This is a genomic window from Streptomyces sp. NPDC048506 (assembly GCF_040651315.1).
GTDB lineage: Bacteria > Actinomycetota > Actinomycetes > Streptomycetales > Streptomycetaceae > Streptomyces.
This window is the reverse complement of record NZ_JBEZIX010000031.1, coordinates 38,403-59,012: the sequence shown is the minus strand read 5'-3', so window position 1 is coordinate 59,012 and position 20,610 is coordinate 38,403. Positions and strand designations below refer to the sequence as shown.

At 74.2% G+C, this 20,610-nt stretch carries 17 protein-coding genes; 9 read left to right on the top strand and 8 right to left on the bottom strand.

Annotation, left to right across the window (positions count from 1 at the left end; genetic code table 11):
• Positions 1-2: 2 nt before the first annotated feature.
• On the bottom strand, positions 3-941 hold the full coding sequence (locus AB0C96_RS24775; RefSeq protein ID WP_362919919.1) for a GNAT family N-acetyltransferase: 939 nt from the start codon (positions 939-941) through the stop codon (positions 3-5).
• Positions 942-1,159: 218 nt separating this feature from the next.
• Between AB0C96_RS24775 and asnB the strand changes: the two genes are divergently transcribed.
• The 4 genes from asnB (at position 1,160) to AB0C96_RS24755 (ending at position 5,548) form a co-directional block, all read left to right on the top strand.
• Positions 1,160-3,010 (top strand): asparagine synthase (glutamine-hydrolyzing), encoded by a 1,851-nt coding sequence (gene asnB / locus AB0C96_RS24770; RefSeq protein WP_362919918.1) that lies wholly within the window; start codon positions 1,160-1,162, stop codon positions 3,008-3,010.
• A gap of 243 nt (positions 3,011-3,253) precedes the next feature.
• Positions 3,254-3,649, top strand: a complete 396-nt coding sequence (locus tag AB0C96_RS24765; RefSeq protein WP_362919988.1) for a GntR family transcriptional regulator — start codon at positions 3,254-3,256, stop codon at positions 3,647-3,649.
• 68 nt (positions 3,650-3,717) lie between these two features.
• Positions 3,718-4,494, top strand: coding sequence for a dimethylargininase (gene ddaH, locus AB0C96_RS24760; RefSeq protein ID WP_362919917.1), 777 nt, complete (start codon positions 3,718-3,720; stop codon positions 4,492-4,494).
• A gap of 91 nt (positions 4,495-4,585) precedes the next feature.
• Positions 4,586-5,548: a pirin family protein gene (locus tag AB0C96_RS24755; protein WP_362919916.1), complete on the top strand. Its 963-nt coding sequence runs from the start codon at positions 4,586-4,588 to the stop codon at positions 5,546-5,548.
• 13 nt (positions 5,549-5,561) lie between these two features.
• Here AB0C96_RS24755 and AB0C96_RS24750 read toward each other — a convergent pair whose 3' ends face one another.
• Positions 5,562-6,926: a cytochrome P450 gene (locus tag AB0C96_RS24750; RefSeq protein WP_362919915.1), complete on the bottom strand. Its 1,365-nt coding sequence runs from the start codon at positions 6,924-6,926 to the stop codon at positions 5,562-5,564.
• Positions 6,923-7,753: an alpha/beta hydrolase gene (locus tag AB0C96_RS24745; RefSeq protein ID WP_362919914.1), complete on the bottom strand. Its 831-nt coding sequence runs from the start codon at positions 7,751-7,753 to the stop codon at positions 6,923-6,925. The genes AB0C96_RS24750 and AB0C96_RS24745 overlap by 4 nt, the downstream gene beginning before the upstream one ends.
• Positions 7,754-7,931: 178 nt before the next feature.
• Between AB0C96_RS24745 and AB0C96_RS24740 the strand changes: the two genes are divergently transcribed.
• Positions 7,932-8,705 carry a DUF72 domain-containing protein gene (locus AB0C96_RS24740; protein WP_362919913.1) on the top strand — a complete coding sequence of 258 codons (774 nt, stop codon included), beginning with the start codon at positions 7,932-7,934 and terminating at the stop codon, positions 8,703-8,705.
• Between the two features lie 139 nt (positions 8,706-8,844).
• A complete protein-coding gene (locus AB0C96_RS24735; protein ID WP_362919912.1) occupies positions 8,845-9,126 on the top strand; it encodes an acylphosphatase in 282 nt (93 codons plus the stop codon).
• 108 nt (positions 9,127-9,234) lie between these two features.
• Here AB0C96_RS24735 and AB0C96_RS24730 read toward each other — a convergent pair whose 3' ends face one another.
• A complete protein-coding gene (locus AB0C96_RS24730; RefSeq protein WP_362919911.1) occupies positions 9,235-10,347 on the bottom strand; it encodes a DUF5925 domain-containing protein in 1,113 nt (370 codons plus the stop codon).
• Positions 10,348-10,508: 161 nt separating this feature from the next.
• Here AB0C96_RS24730 and AB0C96_RS24725 point away from each other — a divergent pair, with 161 nt between their 5' ends.
• Positions 10,509-11,894, top strand: a complete 1,386-nt coding sequence (locus tag AB0C96_RS24725) for a xylan 1,4-beta-xylosidase (RefSeq protein WP_362919910.1) — start codon at positions 10,509-10,511, stop codon at positions 11,892-11,894.
• Positions 11,895-12,010: 116 nt separating this feature from the next.
• Here AB0C96_RS24725 and AB0C96_RS24720 read toward each other — a convergent pair whose 3' ends face one another.
• From AB0C96_RS24720 to AB0C96_RS24710, 3 genes are read right to left on the bottom strand one after another with little or no spacing between them, the layout of a single operon-like run.
• Complete coding sequence (locus tag AB0C96_RS24720) at positions 12,011-13,528, bottom strand: FAD-dependent monooxygenase (RefSeq protein ID WP_362919909.1); 1,518 nt, start codon at positions 13,526-13,528, stop codon at positions 12,011-12,013.
• Positions 13,529-13,536: 8 nt separating this feature from the next.
• Positions 13,537-14,250, bottom strand: a complete 714-nt coding sequence (locus AB0C96_RS24715) for a VC0807 family protein (protein ID WP_362919908.1) — start codon at positions 14,248-14,250, stop codon at positions 13,537-13,539.
• Entirely contained in the window at positions 14,247-14,891 is a 645-nt protein-coding gene (locus AB0C96_RS24710) for a TetR/AcrR family transcriptional regulator (protein ID WP_362919907.1), read from the bottom strand. The genes AB0C96_RS24715 and AB0C96_RS24710 overlap by 4 nt, the downstream gene beginning before the upstream one ends.
• Positions 14,892-15,100: 209 nt before the next feature.
• Between AB0C96_RS24710 and AB0C96_RS24705 the strand changes: the two genes are divergently transcribed.
• Together AB0C96_RS24705 and AB0C96_RS24700 are read left to right on the top strand one after the other, a co-directional pair.
• On the top strand, positions 15,101-16,021 hold the full coding sequence (locus tag AB0C96_RS24705) for a zinc-binding dehydrogenase (protein ID WP_362919906.1): 921 nt from the start codon (positions 15,101-15,103) through the stop codon (positions 16,019-16,021).
• Positions 16,022-16,026: 5 nt separating this feature from the next.
• Positions 16,027-17,031 carry an alpha/beta fold hydrolase gene (locus tag AB0C96_RS24700; protein ID WP_362919905.1) on the top strand — a complete coding sequence of 335 codons (1,005 nt, stop codon included), beginning with the start codon at positions 16,027-16,029 and terminating at the stop codon, positions 17,029-17,031.
• Here AB0C96_RS24700 and pelG read toward each other — a convergent pair.
• The gene (gene pelG / locus AB0C96_RS24695) at positions 17,026-20,544 is read right to left on the bottom strand and encodes an exopolysaccharide Pel transporter PelG (RefSeq protein ID WP_362919986.1); all 3,519 of its coding nucleotides are present in this window, start codon (positions 20,542-20,544) and stop codon (positions 17,026-17,028) included. The two genes, AB0C96_RS24700 and pelG, sit on opposite strands and share 6 nt — an antisense overlap.
• Positions 20,545-20,610 lie beyond the last annotated feature (66 nt).

Genomic DNA, 20,610 nt, shown 5'->3' with positions numbered 1-20,610 from the left:
CGCTACGCGTCGTCGTCCCGTCCCAACTCCCGTACGTACCGCCACTCGTCGGCGATCGGCCGGTAGCCGAAGGCCCGGTTGATCGCCAGCATCGGGGCGTTGCCGGCGTCATTGCCGGTGAAGGCCTCGGTGCAGCCGGCGTCGCGGGCGCGGTGCAGCGAGGCGGTCTTGGCCAGCCGGGCCAGGCCCCGGCCGCGGAAGGCGCGGCGGGTGCCGGTCATGGCCGAGGCGTAGCGGCCCCGGCCGTCGGTCGCGGCCAGGCTGAAGGAGACGACCTGGCCGTCGAGGGTCACCACCGACGTCAGGCCCGGGTCGATGAGGGGGTGTTCCCAGGTGCGCAGCAGCCAGTCCTCATAGGACATCGCGTCGGCCGCGACGTCGCCCGGCTCGTCGGCGGAGGCCTCGGCGTCCGCCGCGTACAGCGGCCGCGGATCGGCCTCCAGGTCCGCGCCGGTGTGCAGCCGGACGCCGGGTGGCAGTGCGGAGGGGAGCGGCGGCAGCGCGGCCCCCGCGAGATCGAGCCGGAGGAAACGGCCCGCGCGGGTGCGCCGGTAGCCGTGACGCTCCGCGAAGGAGTGTGCCCCGGGCTCGTCGACGACCCAGGCGTACAGGTGGGTGGCGCCGGCGGCGGAGAGGTGCTCCTCGGCCGAGTCCAGCAGGGCCCGGCCGATGCCCCGGCCCCGATGCTCGGGGTGGACGTGCGGGGTGGCCTGCGCCTGGCCCGGGACGCTGCTGTCGTGCAGCAGCGCGGCCCGGATCGCGCCGACGACCCTGCCGTCCCGCTCGGCGACGAACACCCGCAGCGACTGTGCCGGGGAGGCGGTGGAGACCTCCCAGGCGAAGCCCTGCGGGGTGACGAGCAGATGCGGCATGGTGAGCCGTCGCAGGTCGGCGACGGCCTTGGCGTCGGCGGGGCGGTAGTCGCGCACGGTGAACGTCATGACGGCGGACGGTACGCGCCGAAGCTCCTTTTTGCCGCCCCTTTTCCGGAGGATGAGCTGCGTTGTGCCCTCGCTTTTCCGCGTTGCGGCGCGCCAGTGGCTCATTCCGGACGCCGCCCACCGGCCTCGATGGCTCATACACCTATCTCGGCGTACGGTGATCGAGCGGGCGCAGCCGGGACAGCGCCGCCCGCCGCCAGAAGGAAGGAGCCGCGCCCATGTGCGGAATCACCGGATGGATCTCCTACGACAACGACCTGACCACCCAGCGCCCCACCCTCGACGCGATGACCGCGACCATGGCCTGCCGTGGGCCCGACGCCGCCGGCACCTGGTTCGACACCCACGCCGCGTTCGGCCACCGCCGGCTCGCCGTCATCGACATCGACGGCGGCAGACAGCCCATGACCGTCGAACACGACGGCCGCACCCAGCTCGTCACCACCTACAGCGGCGAGGTCTACAACTACCGCGAACTCCGCGCCGAACTGGAGCAGCTCGGCCACACCTTCCGCACCAGCAGCGACACCGAAGTGGTGCTGCACGCCTACCTCCAGTGGGGCGAGGCCTGCACCGAACGCCTCAACGGCATGTACGCCTTCGCCCTCTGGGACCCCCGCACCCAGGAACTCCTCCTGGTCCGCGACCGGATGGGCATCAAACCCCTCTACTACTACCCGACCCCCGACGGTGTGCTCTTCGGCTCCGAACCCAAGGCCATCCTCGCCCACCCCGCCGTACGCCCCACCGTCGACGCCGAGGGCCTCGCCGAACTCATCACCTTCACCAAGACCCCCGGCCACGCCGTCTACCGAGGCATGCACGAGGTCCGCCCCGGCCATTTCGTCCGGGTCAACCGCGCCGGACTGACCGTCAGTCGCTACTGGGCCCTCGAAGCCCGCGAGCACACCGACGATCTCGACACCACCATCGCCCACATCCGCGCGCTGCTCGACGACATCGTCGCCCGCCAACTGATCGCCGACGTCCCGCTCTGCACCCTGCTCTCCGGCGGCCTCGACTCGTCCGCCATCACCGCGCTCGCCGCCGGCGCACTGGCCGCCCAGGGCAAGGGACCGGTGCGCTCCTTCGCCGTCGACTTCGTCGGCTACACGGAGAACTTCACCCCCGACGACCTCCGCGGCACCCCCGACGGGCCCTACGCCCACGCCCTGGCCGAGCACGTCCGCGCCGACCACCGCGACATCGTCCTGGACACCGCCACCCTGATGGACCCCGGTCACCGCGCGGCGGTCCTCGCCGCCCGCGACCTGCCCAACGGCCTCGGCGACGGCGACACCTCCCTCTACCTGCTGTTCAAGGCCGTCCGCGAACAGTCCACCGTCGCCCTCTCCGGCGAGTCCGCCGACGAGATCTTCGGCGGCTACCGCTGGTTCCACGACCCCGACGCGGTCAACGCGAACACCTTCCCCTGGATCGCCGCCGGCCTCTCCGGCCGCTTCGCCGGCGGCCACGCCACCCGCGAGGCCCTGCTGGACACCGGGCTGCTCGGCAAGCTCGACCTGCCCGGGTACGAGGCCCGCCGCTACCGCGAGGCGCTCGCCGAGGTGCCCTACCTCGACGGCGACACCGGCCACCAGCGGCGGATGCGCGAAATCAGCTACCTCCACCTCACCCGCTTCGTCCAGATCCTGCTCGACCGCAAGGACCGCGCCAGCATGGCCGTCGGCCTGGAGGTCCGCGTCCCGTTCTGCGACCACCGCCTCGTCGAGTACGTCTTCAACACCCCCTGGGCCATGAAGACCTTCGACGGCCGCGAGAAGTCGCTGCTCCGCGCCGCCACCCGCGACGTCCTGCCCGACCTCGTCGCCGAACGCGTCAAGAGCCCCTACCCCAGCACCCAGGACCCCCGCTACGGCGAGGCGCTGCGCACCGAGCTCCGCCACCTCGCCGCCGACCGCGACGCCCCCGTCCGGCCGCTCCTGGACGCCACCGCCCTCGCGGAAGCCACCGCCGACCACGCCACCAACGACATCCGCCCGGGAGCCGAACTCGTCCTCGGCATGAACGCCTGGCTCCGGACCACCGGCACCACCCTGGAGCTCTGACCGGGCACACCGTGACGCGCGTGCACCGTGAAGCACACGCGCATCGCGAAGCAGGTGCACCGCGAAGTACGCACCGCGAACCACGCGCACCGTGAACCACCCGGCACGGCCGGCGCTCCTGGCGCACAATGGATGCGACAAAACATGCGCACCGACGGGTACGGGCACCCCACACCCCGGTCCCTCCGGGGCACGGACCCGCACCGCACCCGCCCGCCCCACCACCAGCACCAGGAGCGCCCCGTGTCCCCGCAGGCCCCGACCCTCACCCTCACCATCGACCCGGCCTCCGCCGCCGCGCCGTTCGAGCAGGTACGCACCCAGATCGCGGACCAGGCCAGGGACGGCGGACTGCCGGTCGGCTACAAACTCCCCACCGTCCGCGGCCTGGCCGAGGACCTCGGCCTCGCCGCCAACACCGTCGCCAAGGCCTACCGCGCCCTGGAGACCGACGGCGTGATCGAGACCCGCGGCCGCAACGGCAGCTTCATCGCCGCGGCCGGCGACGCCGCTGACAAGGAGGCCGCCGCAGCCGCCGCGGCCTACGCGCAGCGCGCCCGACGCCTCGGCCTGGACCACCGCGCCGCCCTCGCCGCCGTCGAGGACGCGCTGCGCGCCACGTACGGGGAGGCGTCCTGACCACCGCGTACGGAGCCCACCCCGGCCCACCGTCCCCGGCCGCGGCCCACCCGAAAGGACACCGCCGCATGCCCACCCCGCAGGCCCTCGTCCGCCGCCCCGGCCCCCGCCTCGCCGAGGGTCTGGTCACCCATATCGACCGGCGTCCCGTCGACCCCGCCCGCGCGCTTCGCCAGTGGGAGGCGTACCGAGGGGCGCTGCACGACCACGGCTGGCACACCACCGAAGTGGCCCCCGCCGATGACTGCCCCGACGCGGTCTTCGTCGAGGACACCATGGTCGTGTTCCGCAATGTCGCGCTCCTCGCCCGCCCCGGCGCCGCACAGCGCCGCCCCGAGACGGCGGACGCCCGCGCCGCGGTCGTGGCCCTCGGCTGCTCCGTCAACGAGATCCGGCCGCCCGGCACCCTCGACGGCGGCGACATCCTCAAGATCGGCGACACCGTCTACGTCGGCCGGGGCGGCCGCACCAACGCCGACGGGGTACGCCAACTCCGCGCCGCCTTCGAACCGTTGGGCGCCCGCGTGGTGGCCGTACCGGTCAGCCGTGTGCTGCACCTCAAATCCGCCGTGACCGCACTCCCGGACGGCACCGTCATCGGCTACCCGCCCCTGGTCGACGACCCCACCCTCTTCCCGCGCTTCCTGCCCGTCCCCGAGGAGGCCGGTGCCCACGTCGTCCTGCTCGGCGGCGACCGGCTCCTGATGGCGGCCAGCGCTCCCCGCAGCGCCGAGCTCTTCGCCGACCTCGGCTACCAGCCGGTCGTCGTGGACATCGGCGAGTTCGAAAAGCTGGAGGGGTGCGTCACCTGCCTGTCCGTACGCCTCCGCGACCTGTACGCATGACCGGGGCGAGGGTCCCCTCCCCAGGACACGGCACCTCCCGCACCTCCCGTACCTCCCCGACCACCCGCCACAGCAGGCCTATCGTGACGCCATGAGCAACCTCGACCTCAGACCCACGCCCAACTTGTGCGGAGGCAACGCCCGTACGGGCCCGGTCCGCGACGTCCAGCCCGGCAAACAGGTGCCCCTCGGCGAGAGCACCGTGGTCCGCAGGCTCCTGCCCAACCTCGGCCGGCGCATGGTCGGCGCCTGGTGCTTCATCGACCACTACGGCCCCGACGACATCGTCGACCAGCCCGGCATGCAGGTACCCCCGCATCCGCACATGGGCCTACAGACCGTCAGCTGGCTGCGCGCGGGCGAGGTGCTGCACCGTGACAGCCTCGGCAGCCTACAGACGGTACGCCCCACCGAACTCGGCCTGATGACGTCGGGCCGGGCCATCGCCCACTCCGAGGAGTCCCCGCACGGCCACGGCCCCCTGCTGCACGGCGCCCAGCTCTGGGTCGCGCTCCCCGGTGAACACCGCGACACCGCACCGCACTTCGAGCACCACACCGACCTGCCGCTGATCACCGGCGGCGGTGGCCTCACCGCGACCGTCATCCTCGGCACCCTCGACGGCGCCACCTCGCCCGGCACCACCTACTCGCCGCTGGTCGGCGCCGACCTCACCCTCACCGCCGGCACCGACACCCGCCTCCCCGTCGACCCCGACTTCGAGTACGCGGCCCTCACCATCTCCGGCGAGACCGAGGTCGACGGCGTCCGCCTCGCCCCCGGCGCCCTCCTCTACCTCGGCTGCGGCCGCACCGAACTGCCCCTGCGCGCCTCCACCGACAGCAGCCTGATGCTCCTCGGCGGCGAACCCTTCGAAGAGCAGATCGTCATGTGGTGGAACTTCGTCGGCCGCTCCCACGAGGACATCGCCCGGGCCCGCGACGACTGGATGGCCGGCACCCGCTTCGGCGACGTCCACGGCTACGCCGGGGAGCGGCTGCCCGCGCCCGACCTGCCCCCGGTCCACCTCAAGCCCCGCGGCCGGGAACGCTGACGCGGCGAGCCCGCTACACCCCCGGGCACAACGACAACGACTTCACCCCGTTGATGAAGTTCGAGACGAGCCGTTGCGGCGGGGCGGCGAGCGCCAGGGTGGGCAGCAGACGGGCGGTCTCCTCGTAGAGCAGACGCAGTTGCAGACGGGCGAGGTGGGCGCCCAGGCAGACGTGCGGGCCGTCGCCGAAGGAGACGTGCGGGTTGGGCGTGCGGTCCAGGTCGAGTCGGTGCGGGGTGGGGAAGGCCCGCTCGTCGTAGTTCGCCGCACCGTGGAAGACCACCACCTTGTCACCGGCGGCCATCCGGCGGCCCGCCAACTCGGTGTCGCAGGTCGCGGTCCGGCGGAAACTGAGCACCGGCGGATGCCAGCGCAGCAGCTCCTCCACGCACGGTGCCATCGCCGCCGGCCCCGCCACGGCCCGTGCGCGCAGCGTCCGGTACGCGCCCGGATGCCGCGCGAGTGCCAGCAGACCACCGGGGGCGGCGCTGCGGACCGTGTCGTTGCCCGCGACGGTGAGCAGGAAGAAGGACATCTCCAGCTCAGGCGTGGTCAGTTCGGGGTCCGTGGCGAGCGCGGACATGACGTCGTCGGCGGGGTGCCGGCGCTTGTGCGCGGCCAACTCGCGGGCGAAGCCGAACATGTCCTGAAGCATCGCGGGGGAGCGGGGGTTGGTGGGGTTCCCGTCCGGGCCGGTCACCCGGGGGCCGGCCTCGTCCGGGTCCTGGTACCCGATCACCCGCCGGGTCCAGTCCAGGAGCAGCCCGCGCTCACCGGCCGGCACACCGAGCAGATCGGCGAGGTTGAGCAGCGCGTAGTCGTCGGTGACGGCGGCGACGACGTCGCAGGCGCCGCTCCCGGCACGGGCCGACTCGACCGCCGACGCCAGCAGACCACGGGCCCGTGCCCGGACGACGGTGCCGAAGCGGTCGACCCGTCCGCGGGTGAAGGCCCGGCTCACCGAGCGGCGCAGCCGCCCGTGGTCCGGCGGATCCTGATTGAGCATCATGCGCCGGATGAAGGGTAGGTCGGCCGGGTCGGGATCGCGGATCTGGGTGGCACCCAGGTGGGAGGAGAAGGTGCGGGCGTCCTTCAGGACCCGTACGACGTCGCGGTGCCGGGTGACCGCCCAGAACCCGGGGCCGGCGGGCCACCCGAGCACCGCGGGCTCGTCCTGCCACACCACCGGGTGCCGATCGCGCAGCAGCCGGTACGCGGCGTGCGGCAGCCCGTGCGCATAGCCGCGGGGGTCGAAGACGTCCGGTACGGCCGACGACGACCCGGGGTCCGACGACGACCGGGGGTCCGGCGACGACCGGGGGTCCGCGGCTCCCGGCCCGGGGCCCGGCGGTATCGGACGGTCCGCGGGCACGGTCATCCGGCGTCCGGGCCGTCGCGGTCGGTCCGGGCGGCTCCGTCCCGGTCGCCGTCGGCGCGGAGGAAGTCCTCGACGGCCCGGAGCAGCTCCAGCGGGGTCTCGTCCATGGCGTAGTGCCCGGCCGACGACAGCTCGACCAGTCGGGCGTCCGCGTACCACCGCATCCAGGTCCGACGCGTCAGTTCGGCGGTCAGCGCCGGGTCCAGCGAACCGGTCACCGCCAGCGCCGGCACCGACGAGCCCTCGACCTCGCCGGCGAACCCCTCCGTCGCCCAGGAGTCGAGCCAGGCGCGGAACGCCCCGGGGTCGCTGCGTTCCAGTGACCGCCGGACCATGCGGTCCAGCCAGGCGGCGGGCCGCCGGCCACCCGTGGTGAGGTCGATGATGGCCCGGCGGTTCTCCGGCAGGTGCGCCGCGGCGCTGAACAGCTCCCACTGCTGCGGTGGCAACGGCAGTCCGGAGGCGGGCACCGGTGAGATGCCGACCAGCCGGCGGACGCGGTGCGGTGCCGCGGCCAGCACCCGTTGCACGACGCTGCCGCCCATCGAATGGCCGATCACCGAGAACCGCGCCCAGCCCAGCCGGTCGGCGAGCGCCAGCACATCGGTCGCGCCCTCGGTCGTGGTGTACGCGCCGGCCGCGTCCTTCGCCTCGCCGTAGCCGCGGAGGTCGACCAGCGCGTACTGGAACGCGTCCTGGTCGAGGTCCGGCACGATCGGGTCGTAGGCGGAGCGGTCGGCGAACCACCCGTGGACGGCCATGACCTTGTGCGGTCCCGATCCGTGCAGGGTGTGGGGCAGGACGAAGGCCACGAGCCCTCCAGGCATGTCGAGGCGTCGGCGGGCCGGGGAAGCGGTCGACGACCGGGGCGGGTGGCCGCCTGTGACCACAGTGGCCGTAACCTCCCGGCCCCGCAAGGGCGCCACGGCCGGACCACTCTGCCGGCGTGCGGCGACCGGTGCCGCGGCTGATAGGGCTCGTCCCACAAGGGGCAGGGATCCGGGTATGACCGTGCTCGTCGGAACCTCTGGCTGGCAGTACAAGGACTGGCGCGACGTCCTCTACCCGCAGGACGTTCCCCAGCGGCGGTGGCTGGAGGAGTACGCCCGGCAGTTCGCCACCGTCGAGAGCAACGCCGCCTTCTACCGGCTCCCCGAGGAGAAGACCTTCGCCGACTGGCGGGACCGGACGCCGGAAGGGTTTGTGATGGCCGTGAAGGCCAGCCGCTATCTGACGCACATCAAGCGGCTGCGCGATCCGGTTGAGCCCGTCGGACGGTTGATGGCGCGCGCCGCCGGCCTGGGCCCCCGGCTCGGGCCCGTCCTGTTGCAGCTGCCGCCCACCCTGCACGCGGACCCGGCACTCCTCGACGACTGCCTCGGCTGCTTCCCCAGCGGTGCCCGGGTGGCCGTCGAGCCCCGGCACGACTCGTGGTGGACGGCCGAGATCCGCACCGTGCTGGAGCGGCGGGGCGCCGCACTGTGCTGGGCGGACCGCGGAGCGCGGCCCGTGACGCCGCTCTGGCGGACCGCCGACTGGGGGTACCTGCGCTTCCACGAGGGCCGCGCCGAACCCTGGCCGCGCTACGGCAAACAGGCGCTCACCACCTGGGCGTGGCGCATCGCCGACACCTGGCCGGCCCGGGCCGACGTCTACGCGTACTTCAACAACGACCTGGGCGGGGCGGCCGTGCTCGACGCCACCGCCTTCGCGCGGGCGGTCTCGACCGCGGGCCGCGCCGTGAGCCGTACGCCGTCCGGGCGGGGCGCCGCGCGCTGAAGGGGGACGGCACGCCCGCCGGGATATACGGGATATACGGGATGTGCGGGAGGTATCTGCGCTCATGCGTCCATGGGCGAGACGGGGCGCCGAGGCGACGAGGTGCGTGGACGGGGCGAGTGGACGAGGTGAGGCGCGGATGATCCGCAGACGGGTGGTGGTCTCCGGAGACGTGCACGGCGTGTTCTTCCGGGACACCTGCCGGCGCGTGGCGGGCGCCAACGGTGTGGCCGGCTGGGTGCGCAACGTTCCGGACGGCACGGTGGAGGCGGTGTTCGAGGGGGCGCCCGCGGCGGTGGCGGCGCTGGTGGAGTGGGCGCACGAAGGGCCGCCCCTGGCGAGGGTCGAGGCGGTGTCCGTGACGGAGGAGGAGCCGGCGGGGCTGGTCGGCTTCGAGGTCCGGGTGACGCCCGGGAGGTGAGGTCGGGGCGGGGGCACGGCGGGGCGGGGCGCACGCCGGCGCCTCGCCGCGGCCCGGCACGTCGGCGCCGGCCGCCCGGCGCCGAAGGCCGTCGGGCTCCCGTAGGCCTCAGAGATACAACCCCGCATCGGCCCGCGGGTCCTGGGGCGGGACCGATGCGGGGCCCGTACCGCGTCGCAGGGCGTACAGCTCGGCCAGCGAGGCGCCGTCGCGGCCGATCCCGTGGTCCGTGCCGAGCCAGCCGACCGCCTCGGGACGGGTCAGGGGTCCGACCTCGATACGGGCCAGGCAGCGGCCGGGGCGGACCACCGCGGGGTGCATCCGTTCCAGGTCCTCGTTGGTGGTCACGCCGACCAGGACGTTGCGGCCCTGACCGAGCAGTCCGTCGGTGAGGTTGAGCAGCCGGGACAGCGCCTGGCCCGCGGCGTGCTTGGCCTCGCCGCGGATCAGTTCGTCGCAGTCCTCCAGGAGCAGCAGCCGCCAGCGGCCCTGGCCGGTGCTGTCGTCCTCGCCGATCGCGATGTCCATGAGGTAGCCGACGTCGTTGAACAGCCGCTCCGGGTCCAGCACGCAGTCCACCTGGCACCAGTCGCGCCAGGAGCGTGCGAGGGTGCGCAGCGCGGACGTCTTGCCGGTGCCGGGCGGACCGTGCAGCAACAGCAGCCGCCCGGAGATCTCCTCGGGCGCCACCTTCATCAGCCGGTCCAGAGCATCGGCCACCGGCGCCGTGTAGTTGGGCCGGATCTCCTCCCACGTCCCGGCCGAGATCTGCCGGGTGGTGCGGTGCGGTCCACGGCGCGGGGAGAAGTACCAGAAGCCCATGGGGACGTTCTCCGGCTGTGGCTCCGGCTGGTCCTCCGCGCCGTCCACGACCCGGGCCAGCACCTGCTCGGCCAGTTCGTCGCGGACCGCGGTGACCGTCACGTCGGCGCCGCGGTTCCAGCGGGAGACCAGCAGGGTGTAGCCGTCGCCCTCGGCGAGGACGGCGCTGCGGTCGTCGGCCCGCGCGGACCGCAGGACCCGTACGTCGGGCGGGAGCAGCGTCAGCCCGGGCTTCACCCGGTCCACCGAACGACTGCGGGCGTAGGGCTGCTCGCCCCCGGCGAACCGCCCCAGGAGCAGCGCGTCGACGACGTCGGACGGGGAGTCGCCGTCGTCCACGGTCACCCGGAGCGCGGGCGGCTCGGCGGCGACGGACGGTGGGACGTGTTCGGCACACATGGCGACATGATCTGCCACGGCCGGCCGCCGCGTACACGGAATATCCCGGCCGGCGCCGCCCCCGGGCCGCCCCGGACCGCCCCGGGCCCTCCCGTCGCACGACCGGGACCGATAACCCGAAAGCCGGGTGTACCGGGCGGTCGGCTCGCTAACCTCCTTTTGTGCTACGTCGTGGTGGAAAACGTCCGGGTCCGGCCTCGGCGATCGCGGCCGCGGTGGTCGTCCTGGCGATGCTGCTGGTCATGCTGGTCAGGTGCTCCCCCGCGGGCGCGCCGGACCGGGACGCGAAGGGGCCCTCCCGGCCGCGGACGGCCGGGCCCGTGGTGGGCTGGGGGTTCACCCATACGCAGTTCAGCGCCGACCACGGCACCGATGCGGCGACGGACCGGGTCTCCCGGCTGCTGTCGGCCCACCCGATGCCGCAGAACCAACACCTCATGGGCTGGGGCGCCGGGAACCCCGAACCGAGCCCGGGCCGCTACGACTTCACCGACCTGGACCGCCGGGTCGCGCTGATCCGGCGCACCGGCGGCACACCCGTGCTGACCCTGTGCTGCGCGCCCGACTGGATGAAGGGCGGAACGGCGGGACAGACCGACTGGGACGCGCTGGAGAAGGCCCCCGAGCCGGCGCACTACGCGGACTTCGCCGCCCTCGCCGGAAAGGTCGCCCAACGCTACCCGGACGTCCGGCACTTCGTCGTCTGGAACGAGTTCAAGGGCTTCTTCGACGACCGGAAGGGGCGCTGGGACTACGAGGGGTACACCCGGATGTACAACCTGGTGTACCGGGAGCTGAAGAAGGTGAACGCGGAGAACCAGGTGGGCGGGCCCTATCTCGTGATGGACAGCTTCGTGCCGGGTGACGACACCCATGCGTCCGACGTCAAGGGACCGTGGGGCAGCATCGACCAGCGCACTCTCGACGCCTTCGGGTACTGGAACGCGCACAGGGCGGGCGCGGACTTCGTGACCGTCGACGGCTCCAGCTACAGCAAGGACGGCCGGTACGCACCGGATCCGTTCACCGCGGCCCGGAAGTTCGCCGACGTGGGGCGGTGGCTGCGCGCGCGGACCGGGCTGCCGCTGTGGTGGTCGGAGTGGTACGTCGAGATCGCGGCCGGCGGTGGGGGCGACCGGGCGAAGGTCTGGAGCGAACGCCGGCGGATCGCCGCCCAGGCCACCGCGCTGGTCGAGATGGCGGCGGGCGGCGCCGCCGGCGGGTTCTACTGGAACCCGGAGGACGAGGGCGGGGGAGGGGACGGCGGGGGCGGCGGCTGTCCCGGGTGCCTGTGGAGCAGCACCGAACGCGACGACGGCGGACGGGAGTTGCCGATGATGCAGCTGCTGTCCCGGTTCTCCGCCGCGTTCCCGCCGGGGGCCCGGCCGCCGCGGGAGCTCGCCACCGGGCGTGCGCAGGTGCTGGGGCTGGCCGGTGAGCACACCGCGCTGCTGGTGAACACCTCGGCCCGGCCCGACACGGCGACGGTGGACGGGCAGGACATCGCCCTCGACGGCTACCAGGTGCGCTGGATCGACCGCCCCTGAGGTCGCGACAGCGGGGCCCCGACCGTGGCCGGGGCCCCGCTGTCGCCGCCCACGCCGCGCGCAGGCGGTCGGGACCCGTCCGGGAACCCGTCCCCCGAGCGGGCGCTCCCGGCCGGTCAGCCCACCACGTCGACGGCGCTGCTCGGTCCGCCGCCCGGTACGCCGGCGGCTCGCGGCGCACCGAACCAACGGGCGAGGGCGGCGCGCAGGCCGTCCGCGTCGTCATCCCGGCCGGCCCAGCAGACGTACCCGTCCGGACGGACCAGCAACGCCTCGCCGCCGTCGGCCGCGGGCCCGTGGTCCGGACGGCCGACGCGGTCGACCCGGCCCACCCAACCGTCGGCCGCGGCGGCGACCGCTGACGCGGCGTCGGCCAGCAGGGCTCCGCGACCGTACGGCAGCCGGACGCCGGGCGCCCGCGCCCCCAGCAGCGGGTGATCCGGCGCGCCGGGCATCGGGTAGCGGATGTCCGTGCCGGCGATCATGGCGGCGATGCGGAGGTTGGTCTCCGGCGCGGTGAGCAGGTCGGCGAGCAGCTCGCGCACCACCACGGCGTCCGGGTCGGGGAGCGTCAGCACCGTCTGGGCGCGGGTGTTGGCCAGCACCCGGGCGCCGACCGGGTGCCGCTCGGCGTGGTAGGTGGCCAGCAGCTCGTCCGGGGCCCGGTCGCGGATCACGGCGGCCAGCTTCCAGCCCAGGTTGAACGCGTCCTGCATGCCGAGGTTGAGGCCCTGGCCGCCGGCGGGGGCGTGGATGTGGGCGGCGTCACCGGCCAGCAGCACCCGGCCGTCGGCGTACCGCTCGGCCTGCCGGGAGGCGTCGGTGAAGCGGGACGCCCAGCGGACGGCGCGCAGTTCGCGCGGCGGGCCGGGGCTGAGGGCGAGCGCCGCGCGCACCTCGTCCGCGGTGACCGGGGCGTCCCGGTCGGCATCCTGCTGTGCGGGGCCGCCGAAGATCAGCCGGTGCACGCCGTCGCCGAGCGGGAGCAGGAAGGCGAGACCCGAGGGGTCCGGGCTGAGGTCGGGGAGGCGCCAGGAATCGCCGGGGGCGCCGGATCCGGTCTCCGCGGGGGCGAGTTCGATGTCGGCGACGGCCATGCCGACCCGGCCGTCCCGCCCCGGGAAGGGCACGCCCAGGACGCGGCGCACCGTGCTGCGCCCGCCGTCCGCGCCGACCAGGTATCCGGCCCGGACGGTGCACTCGGCGCCGTCGGGCCCGCGGAGGGTGGCGGTGACGCCGTCCGCGTCCTGCCGGAACGACGTCAGCTCCCGGCCCCGCAGCACCGGGACGCCGTACTCGGCGAGGTGGTCCTCCAGGAACTCCTCGACCCTGGCCTGTGGGATGCCGACCTGGTGCGGGAACGCGGTGTCCAGCGCGCCGTAGTCGAGCGGCAGCCCGGCGAAGTGGCCGGCGGGGAGGAGGGCCAGCGACCGGTCCATGACCGGCTCCAGCCAGCCTCGGCAGTCCAGCACCTCGGCGGTGCGCGGCTGGAGGTTGAGGGCCTTGGACTGGCCGGTCCGGTGGGGCAGCCGCTCCACGACGGCCGCCCGCACCCCGGCCAGGCCCAACTCGTTGGCGAGCAGCAGGCCGGTCGGGCCCGCCCCCGCGATCAGCACCTCGATGTCGGTGTCCATGGCTCCCCCTACAGCTTCATGCCGTGCCGGGTGAGGTACCAGTTGTGCCACGTCAGCAGCCCGCCGAGCATGACCAGCCAGAGCACGGTGCTGGTGAGCGGGAAGGCGTCCACCGGGATCGTGTACGCCAGCACCACCCGCAGTACCGCGTCGAGCAGGAAGACCGCGCCCCACACCGCGGTGACCAGCCGCAGGTGGTGACGGAACATCGGCTCGGTGTCCCACCGCGCCTCCCATTCGACCAGTCCGACCTCGCCGACCTTGGCGATGACGATGCCGCGCGAGGCCGTCATGATGAACGGACGCCGGGTGAGCAGCGTGCCGAGCACCCAGAAGCCGATCGCGGCGGTCACCCAGCTGTCCCGGATCATCAGCACCCGCGGGCTGCCGGTGATCAGGGTCAGCACCGTTCCGATCACCACCAGGCTCAGCGTGAAGACCGCCATCGCCTCCACGCGGCGCTGCCGCACGATGCCGTAGATGATCCACGGCAGCAGCAGCACGCCGCCGACGGCCATCGCGAGCCACTGGTCGAGGCCGACCGCGCGCAGCCCGTAGTAGGAGCCGAGCGGGAGGGCGAGCTCGAAGAACAGCTGCGCGGCGAGCCGCTGGCGCAGTGCCACCGTGCGGCGTCGGGCGTTCGCCGCGGCGGCCCGGTCGGCGTCGGTCTGTGGTGCCCGCTGCGTTGCCATGGTGTGTGTCCCCGTGTCCGCTGTGGTCATGACGCCCTCCTGGTGGCGCGGTCGAACAGGTCCGCCAACTCCCGGCCGGCGGCCCGTACATCGAGATCGGGATCGTGGGTGGCGCGGCGCACCACGTCGTCGATGGCGGCGCGGATCGCGCGCATCATCACCCACGGGTCGAAGACGCAGAACTCGCCCGCGCGCTGCGCCTTGCGGAGCTGCTCCGCCTGGATGACGAGGTTCGCCTCCGTCGTGTCGAGGAAGGCGACCATGCCGGGGTCGCCGCCGCGGAGGTTGGAGAGGATCTCGACGATCGCCGCGAGGTGGTTCGGGTACTCGGCGAACAGGTCGAGGTTGCCCTCGATGGAGGCCCGCAGGCGGGCGGCGTAGCTCTCGTGGGCCTCGATGCGGGGGCGGAGGTATCCGTCCGCGAGTTGCATCACCTCGGTGACGACCTCGCGCATCAGGTCGTCCCGCCCGTCGAAGTGGTAGGAGATCATCCCCGTGCTGCTCAGCCCGGCGCGCTCCGCGATCTTCGCGAACGACGCCCGGTGGTACCCGATCTCGGCGATGACGTCGATCGCCGCGGCGACGATCTGGGTGCGGCGGCCGGTCTCCGTGAAGGAGGCCCCGGTCTTGCGTCCCGAGTTTTGCTTGGCCGAGCTATTCCTTGCTTGCATGAGCAAGACGGTAGCGCGGTTTGCTCAGCCGAGCAAGGAGGTTCTTGCTCGGCCGAGCAAACCGCGCAGTTCCTCGGCGGCGCGCACGACGGCACGTACCTGCGCCACGTCGAGATCCACCGCTCCCACCATGGGTGACAACCAACGGTTGTCGGTGGCGCCGGTGCGTTGTTGGATGCCGGGGCGGCCGCGGGGGTTGCATGCTCGACATGCACAGACTGATTCCCACGGGGGAAGCGGCGCGTCCGGTCGTCTTCGCCGAGGTCCCCCAGCCCGTCCCGGAGCCCGACGAGGCACTGATCAAGGTCGAGGCGTTCGCACCGAACCGGGGCGAGACGTTCCTCCTCGAACACCCCCGGCCGGGGCTGCTGCCCGGCAAGGACATCGCCGGCCTCGTCGTACAGGCCGCCGCGGACGGCTCGGGCCCCGGCCTCGGCACCCGCGTGGTCGGGCACCCGGCGCAGGGCGGCTGGGCCGAGTACGCCGCCGTGCCCACACACTCGCTCGCCGTGCTCCCGGACGGAATCGACAGCGCCCGGGCGGCAGCCCTGCCGCTGGCCGGGATCACCGCCCTGCGACTGCTGCGCACGGCCGGCTCCCTGGCCGGCCGACGGGTGCTGCTGACCGGCGCCTCCGGCGGCGTCGGCCACTACGTCACCGAGCTGGCCGTCGGGGCCGGGGCCGAACTGACCGCGGTGACGGCCACGCCGGTGCGCGGCGAGCGGCTCGCGGAGCTGGGCGCGGAGGTGGTGCACGACGTCGCGGCGGCGGAAGGGCCGTTCGACGTCGTGCTGGAGTCCACCGGCGGGCCGGATCTGCCGGTCGCCCTCGCGAAGGTGCGCCCGGGCGGCACGCTCGTCTGGTTCGGCCAGGCCAGCCGCACCCCGGTGACCCTGGACTTCTTCCAACTGCTGGGCGGGCCCGAGCGGGTCACGATCCAGCACTTCCACTACGCCGGCGCCCCGTACGGCGCCGACCTCGCGGCACTGGTGCGCCTGGTGGAACGGGACCGGCTGCATCCGGAGATCGGCCGGATCGCCGACTGGGCGGAGACCGCCGACACCCTGGTCGACCTGCGAGCGCGCCGGATACGCGGCAAGGCCGTCCTGCTGACGGGAGGAGCACGATGAGCACGATGAGCGCCCCTGAGTTCGCCGCCGCCCAGTGGACACGCGCCACCGGTGCGGGGGTCGACCCCCACGAGTACCGGCGCGTCACCGAGGGCCTCGCCTCCGTCGCCGACTGGGGACCGTCCTTCCTGCGCACCGGACACGCCCACCTGGAGCGCGCGGAGAGCGCCGCAACGCCGGCCTCGGCGGGCGAGCACCTGCTGATGGCGGCCCGGTGGTTCCACCTCGCCACGCTCGCGCCGTACCCGGAGGCCGGCCGTGCCGCGGCCGCGGCGGACCGCGCGCTGAGCAGAGCGCTCACGGTGCTGGAGTCCGGTGCCCGGCGGGTGAGCGGCGAGGGATTCACCGGCTGGCTGCGCGGCCCCGCCGACGCACCCGGCACCGTGGTCGTCGTCCCCGGCCTGGACTCGGCCAAGGAGGAGTTCCTCGATGTGGTGTCCGCGCTGCTGGCCAGGGGGCTCGCCGTGTTCGCGATGGACGGCCCCGGGCAGGGCGTGCTCGCGGCCACGACGACCCTCGGGCCGGACTACGAGCGGGTCGTGGGCCGGGTCGTCGACGCCCTCGGCGTCGCACGCATCGGGCTCGTCGGCCTCAGCCTCGGCGGCTACTTCGCGGCCCGGACCGCGGCGCTGGAGCCGCGGGTGGCGGCGGTCGCGACCGTCAGCGGTCCCTTCCGCCTCGACTGGGAGCAACTGCCCGCGCCGGTGCGGGACATCATGGCCCGACGCACCGGCGGGGCCGAGGCGGCCCGCGCGTTCGCCGGCCAGGTGGACCTCTCCGCCCTGGCCCCCCGCATCGCGGCCCCGCTGCTGGTCGTGGACGGAGGCCAGGACGTCATTCCCGGCGTGACGAACGGCGAGCCGCTGGCCCGTCGGGCGCCGCACGGCACCTACCTCTCCGTCCCGCACGGTGATCACCTCCTCGGCAACGCACGGCCCGACTGGCTGCCCCGGCTCGGCGACCACATCGGGCACGCACTGACGGGGGGCAGCGCCGACGGCGGTTCATGACATCGTCGCGAACCGCTGCACCAGCGACGCCAGGAACACCAGCAGCAGCGGCAGCGCGAACCAGAACAGGCCCTGCATCCAGTGCCGTTGACGCGCGCCCGGCGGCGCCGCGACCCGGACCACCTCCCGGGCCACCAGCACCGCGAGCAGGACCAGCAGGGCGAGCGCACCGAGCACCGTCCACGGCGTCCAGGTCACCTTCGGGCCGGGTGGGCCGGGCCGGGGCGCGGGTACCGTCCCCGCCGGGCGCTGCGCCAGCTCGTAGACCGCGGCGTGCGTGTTCGACAGCACCCGCCGCAGCTCGGGGCGCCGGTCCAGGGCGGCGCGCAGCCGCCGCTCCCAGCCCGCGGGGTAGCCGGAGTCCAGCCGCAGCGACTCCGCCTGGGCGTGGTTGACGATGAGGTACGACTGCGGGCCGGCCGCCCGCAGCGCGCTGACGACCGGGCCGATGCGGGCCGGATCACGGGGCGCCAGGGTCGGTGTGTACTCCACCCGCTCCATGTCCTTGGCGCCCCAGGGCATCGCCGGAGTGACGCTGCCCACCGGGTCGTGGCTCAGCCACAGCAGCCGCACCGTGGGCCGGTCGTGCGCGTAGACGAAGTCCATCGCGGCCACCTCGCCCGGCCGGACGCGTTCGAACGGCTCGTTGCCCCAGCGGGCGACGAGGAAGCCGAGCGCCAGCAGCAGACCCGTCAGCAGCGCCGCGAGCGGGCCGAGGCCGCGGCGGGGACCGGCCGGAGCACAGCGGGCACCGGCGCCACCGCGGCGGGCCGCTCCGGCACCGCGCGGGAAGAGTGCCAGGGCGGCCAGCACACAGGCGCCGGGGAGCGCGAACAGGAAGACCCGCAGCGCCATCTCACCGCCGTAGGACTGCATCCCGAACGCCAGGAAGGGCACGAAGGTGAGGGTCAACAGGGAGCGCTCGGTGAAGCCGGCGGCGCGGCGCCGCAGTGCGCCCCAACCGGCCAGTGCCACCACCCCGCCGGCCAGCGCCACCCGGGTGTACAGGACCAGCTGGTGGGTCGGGTCGCCGCCGCCGATCCGGTCGGTCACGGACGAGGAGACGTTGCCGCCGATGCCGCCGAGCCCACCGAACAGCTCGTCGAAGTGCCCCGACCAGTACGGCTCGGCGAGGAACCCCACCCAGGCCGCGACCAGCACCCCGCACAGCAGGGGCAGCCCGTAGAGGGTCGACCGGCGGGCCAGCACCAAGGCGGTGAGCACGCCGAGCATCACGAACGGGGTGAGCTGGTGGCCCGCCACCGACGCCGCGAAGAGCGCGATGAGGGTGGCGAGCAGCACCGTCAGCTGGGCGCGGCCCGCGGGGTGCGCGGCGGCCTCGCCCGGCTGCCGGCGGCCGGGCGGGACCGGGTGCGGCGCGCGGAACCAGACCAGCAGGATCGCCACGAAGGCGAGGTAGAGGAGGTAGGTGAACCCCTGCGGCGAGAAGTAGTCCTGGCCGACCCAGCCGCACAGCGTGAACAGCCAGGCCGCGCACCACTTCGCCCGCCAGCCCGCCCGCACCGCCTTCAGCAGCAGGAACAACGGCGCCAGACAGAGCAGTTGGACGGCCGTCGGCCACCAGCGCAGCACCCCGGTGACGTCGGTGACCCCGCAGGCCCCGGCGACGAACTGCACCCCGGCGAAGAAGCCGGGCCAGCTCCAGCGGGCGTCCAGGTCCGGGACGGCGGTACCGGTCCTGCCGAGGTAGTCGAGGAAGCCCAGGTGCTGCCAGGCGGTGGGGAAGCGGGGCTCGGTCTCCAGGACGGCCGGCAGCGCGTGCAGCGCCACCACGGTCAGCAGGAGCACGGCGGCGAGCAGCGCCCGCCGCGGCGCCGGCAGCGACAGCCCCCAGGCGAACGCGGCCACGAGCAGGGCGGCGCCGGCCAGCGTGGCGGCCGGCAGTACCGAGATCAGCCCCAGGCCGGTCATCCGGTCCAGGGCGGCGTCGCCCAGCCCGCGCAGGGGGAGCCAGAAGAGGGTCGACCCGGCGGCCAGGAAGACCCATCCGACGAGGTGGCGCGCCCGCCCGCCGGCGCCGGCCCGGCCGCCCCGCCGGCCCTTCGCCGGTGCGCCCGCGGCGGGCGTGCGGCCGTCCAGGGCGCTGCCGGCCCTGCGGACGTCGTCCTCCGGCCCGGCCCCTCCCGCGCGGGGGCGGTGCGGAGTGCTGGCCGGCGGCGGGACGTCGGCTCGGCGCTCCACGTCATGAGGGCGGGCGCCGTCACCGAGGTCCCCGTACACCGCGAGGTCCGCCAGGTCGCCGTCGGGGGCCAGCCCGCCCACCGGGGCCCGGGTCAGCGGGGCGGTCACCACGTCGCCGCGCAGCACCCGCCGCAGCCGCCGGCCGGCGAAGGCGACGATCACCACCAGGCTACAGATCTCGGCGACGCCGGCACCCGGCAAACCCATCCGCGGCAGCAGCACCAGCGTCAGCCCCAGGACCAGCACGCACAACAGGCCCTGTAGGGCGGCGAGTCCGGAGGTGCGGCTCTGGGCGCGCAGGACCGCGAAGTGCACCTCCATCACCACGCGCAGCGCGGCCCCGACCGCCAGCCAGCGCAGCAGCGGGGTGGCCGCCTCCGCATAGCCGGGCCCGAAGATCGCCAGGAGGTACGGCGCGAGGACGAACAGGGCCAGGCAGACCGGGAACATGATGCGGGCCATCCGGCGGAGCGCGGCCCGGGTGTGCTGGGCCAGCCGCGCCGGGTCGTGGGCCCCCTCGACGGTCAGCGACGAGCCCATGTTGAGGGCGAGCAGGTTGACCGTGCCGCCGATGGTGGTGGCGATGTAGAAGTACGCGTTGTCCGCCGCGCTGACCTGCGACGCGACCAGGACGGGCACCAGGTAGACCACGGCGAGCGAGAAGAGGGACCCGGTGGAGTCGCCGGCGACGAAGCGGCCCATCTGGCGCAGCGACGGCGGGCGGGCGGTGCGCTGCGTGCGGTGGACGTGACGGGGGATCAGCCGGCGGAAGACCAGGAGGCCCAGGGGGAGCACCGAGACGGCGATGGCGGCCACCCAGGAGACGAAGACGCCGGCGGTGGGCAGCGCGGCGGCGAACAGCACCAGCAGCCCGAGCTTGACCGTGGAGAAGGCGAGGTTGCCGACGGGCACCCACAGCGCGCTGCGCAGCCCGGTCAGGACGCCGTCCTGGAGGGTGAGCAACGACCAGGCGACGACGGCGAGGAGGAAGCCGAGGCCGCCCCAGGGGCCGCGCAGAAAGCGGTAGGAGGGGCCCCACAGGTCGAGGGTGAGGAGGAAGGCGCCGGCGGCGAGCGCCACGACCAGGGAGCTGCCCGCGTACGTGCGCCGGACCAGTTGGCCGGTGGTGTGGCCGGCCACCGGGATGAAGCGGGACAGCGCGCCGGTCAGCGTCACCGCCGTCAGGCCCGCGAGCAGCTTCATCGCGGCGATCGCGGCCGACCCCTGACCGACCGCGGACTCGGTGTAGTAACGGGCCGCGACCAGCCAGAACCCCAGACCGAGCAGCCCGGACACACCGGTGTTGAGCATCAGCGCATAGGCGTTGCGGAACAGCGGACTGCCCTGGCCCCGGGCGTCCGGGCGCGCCGGCTCCGT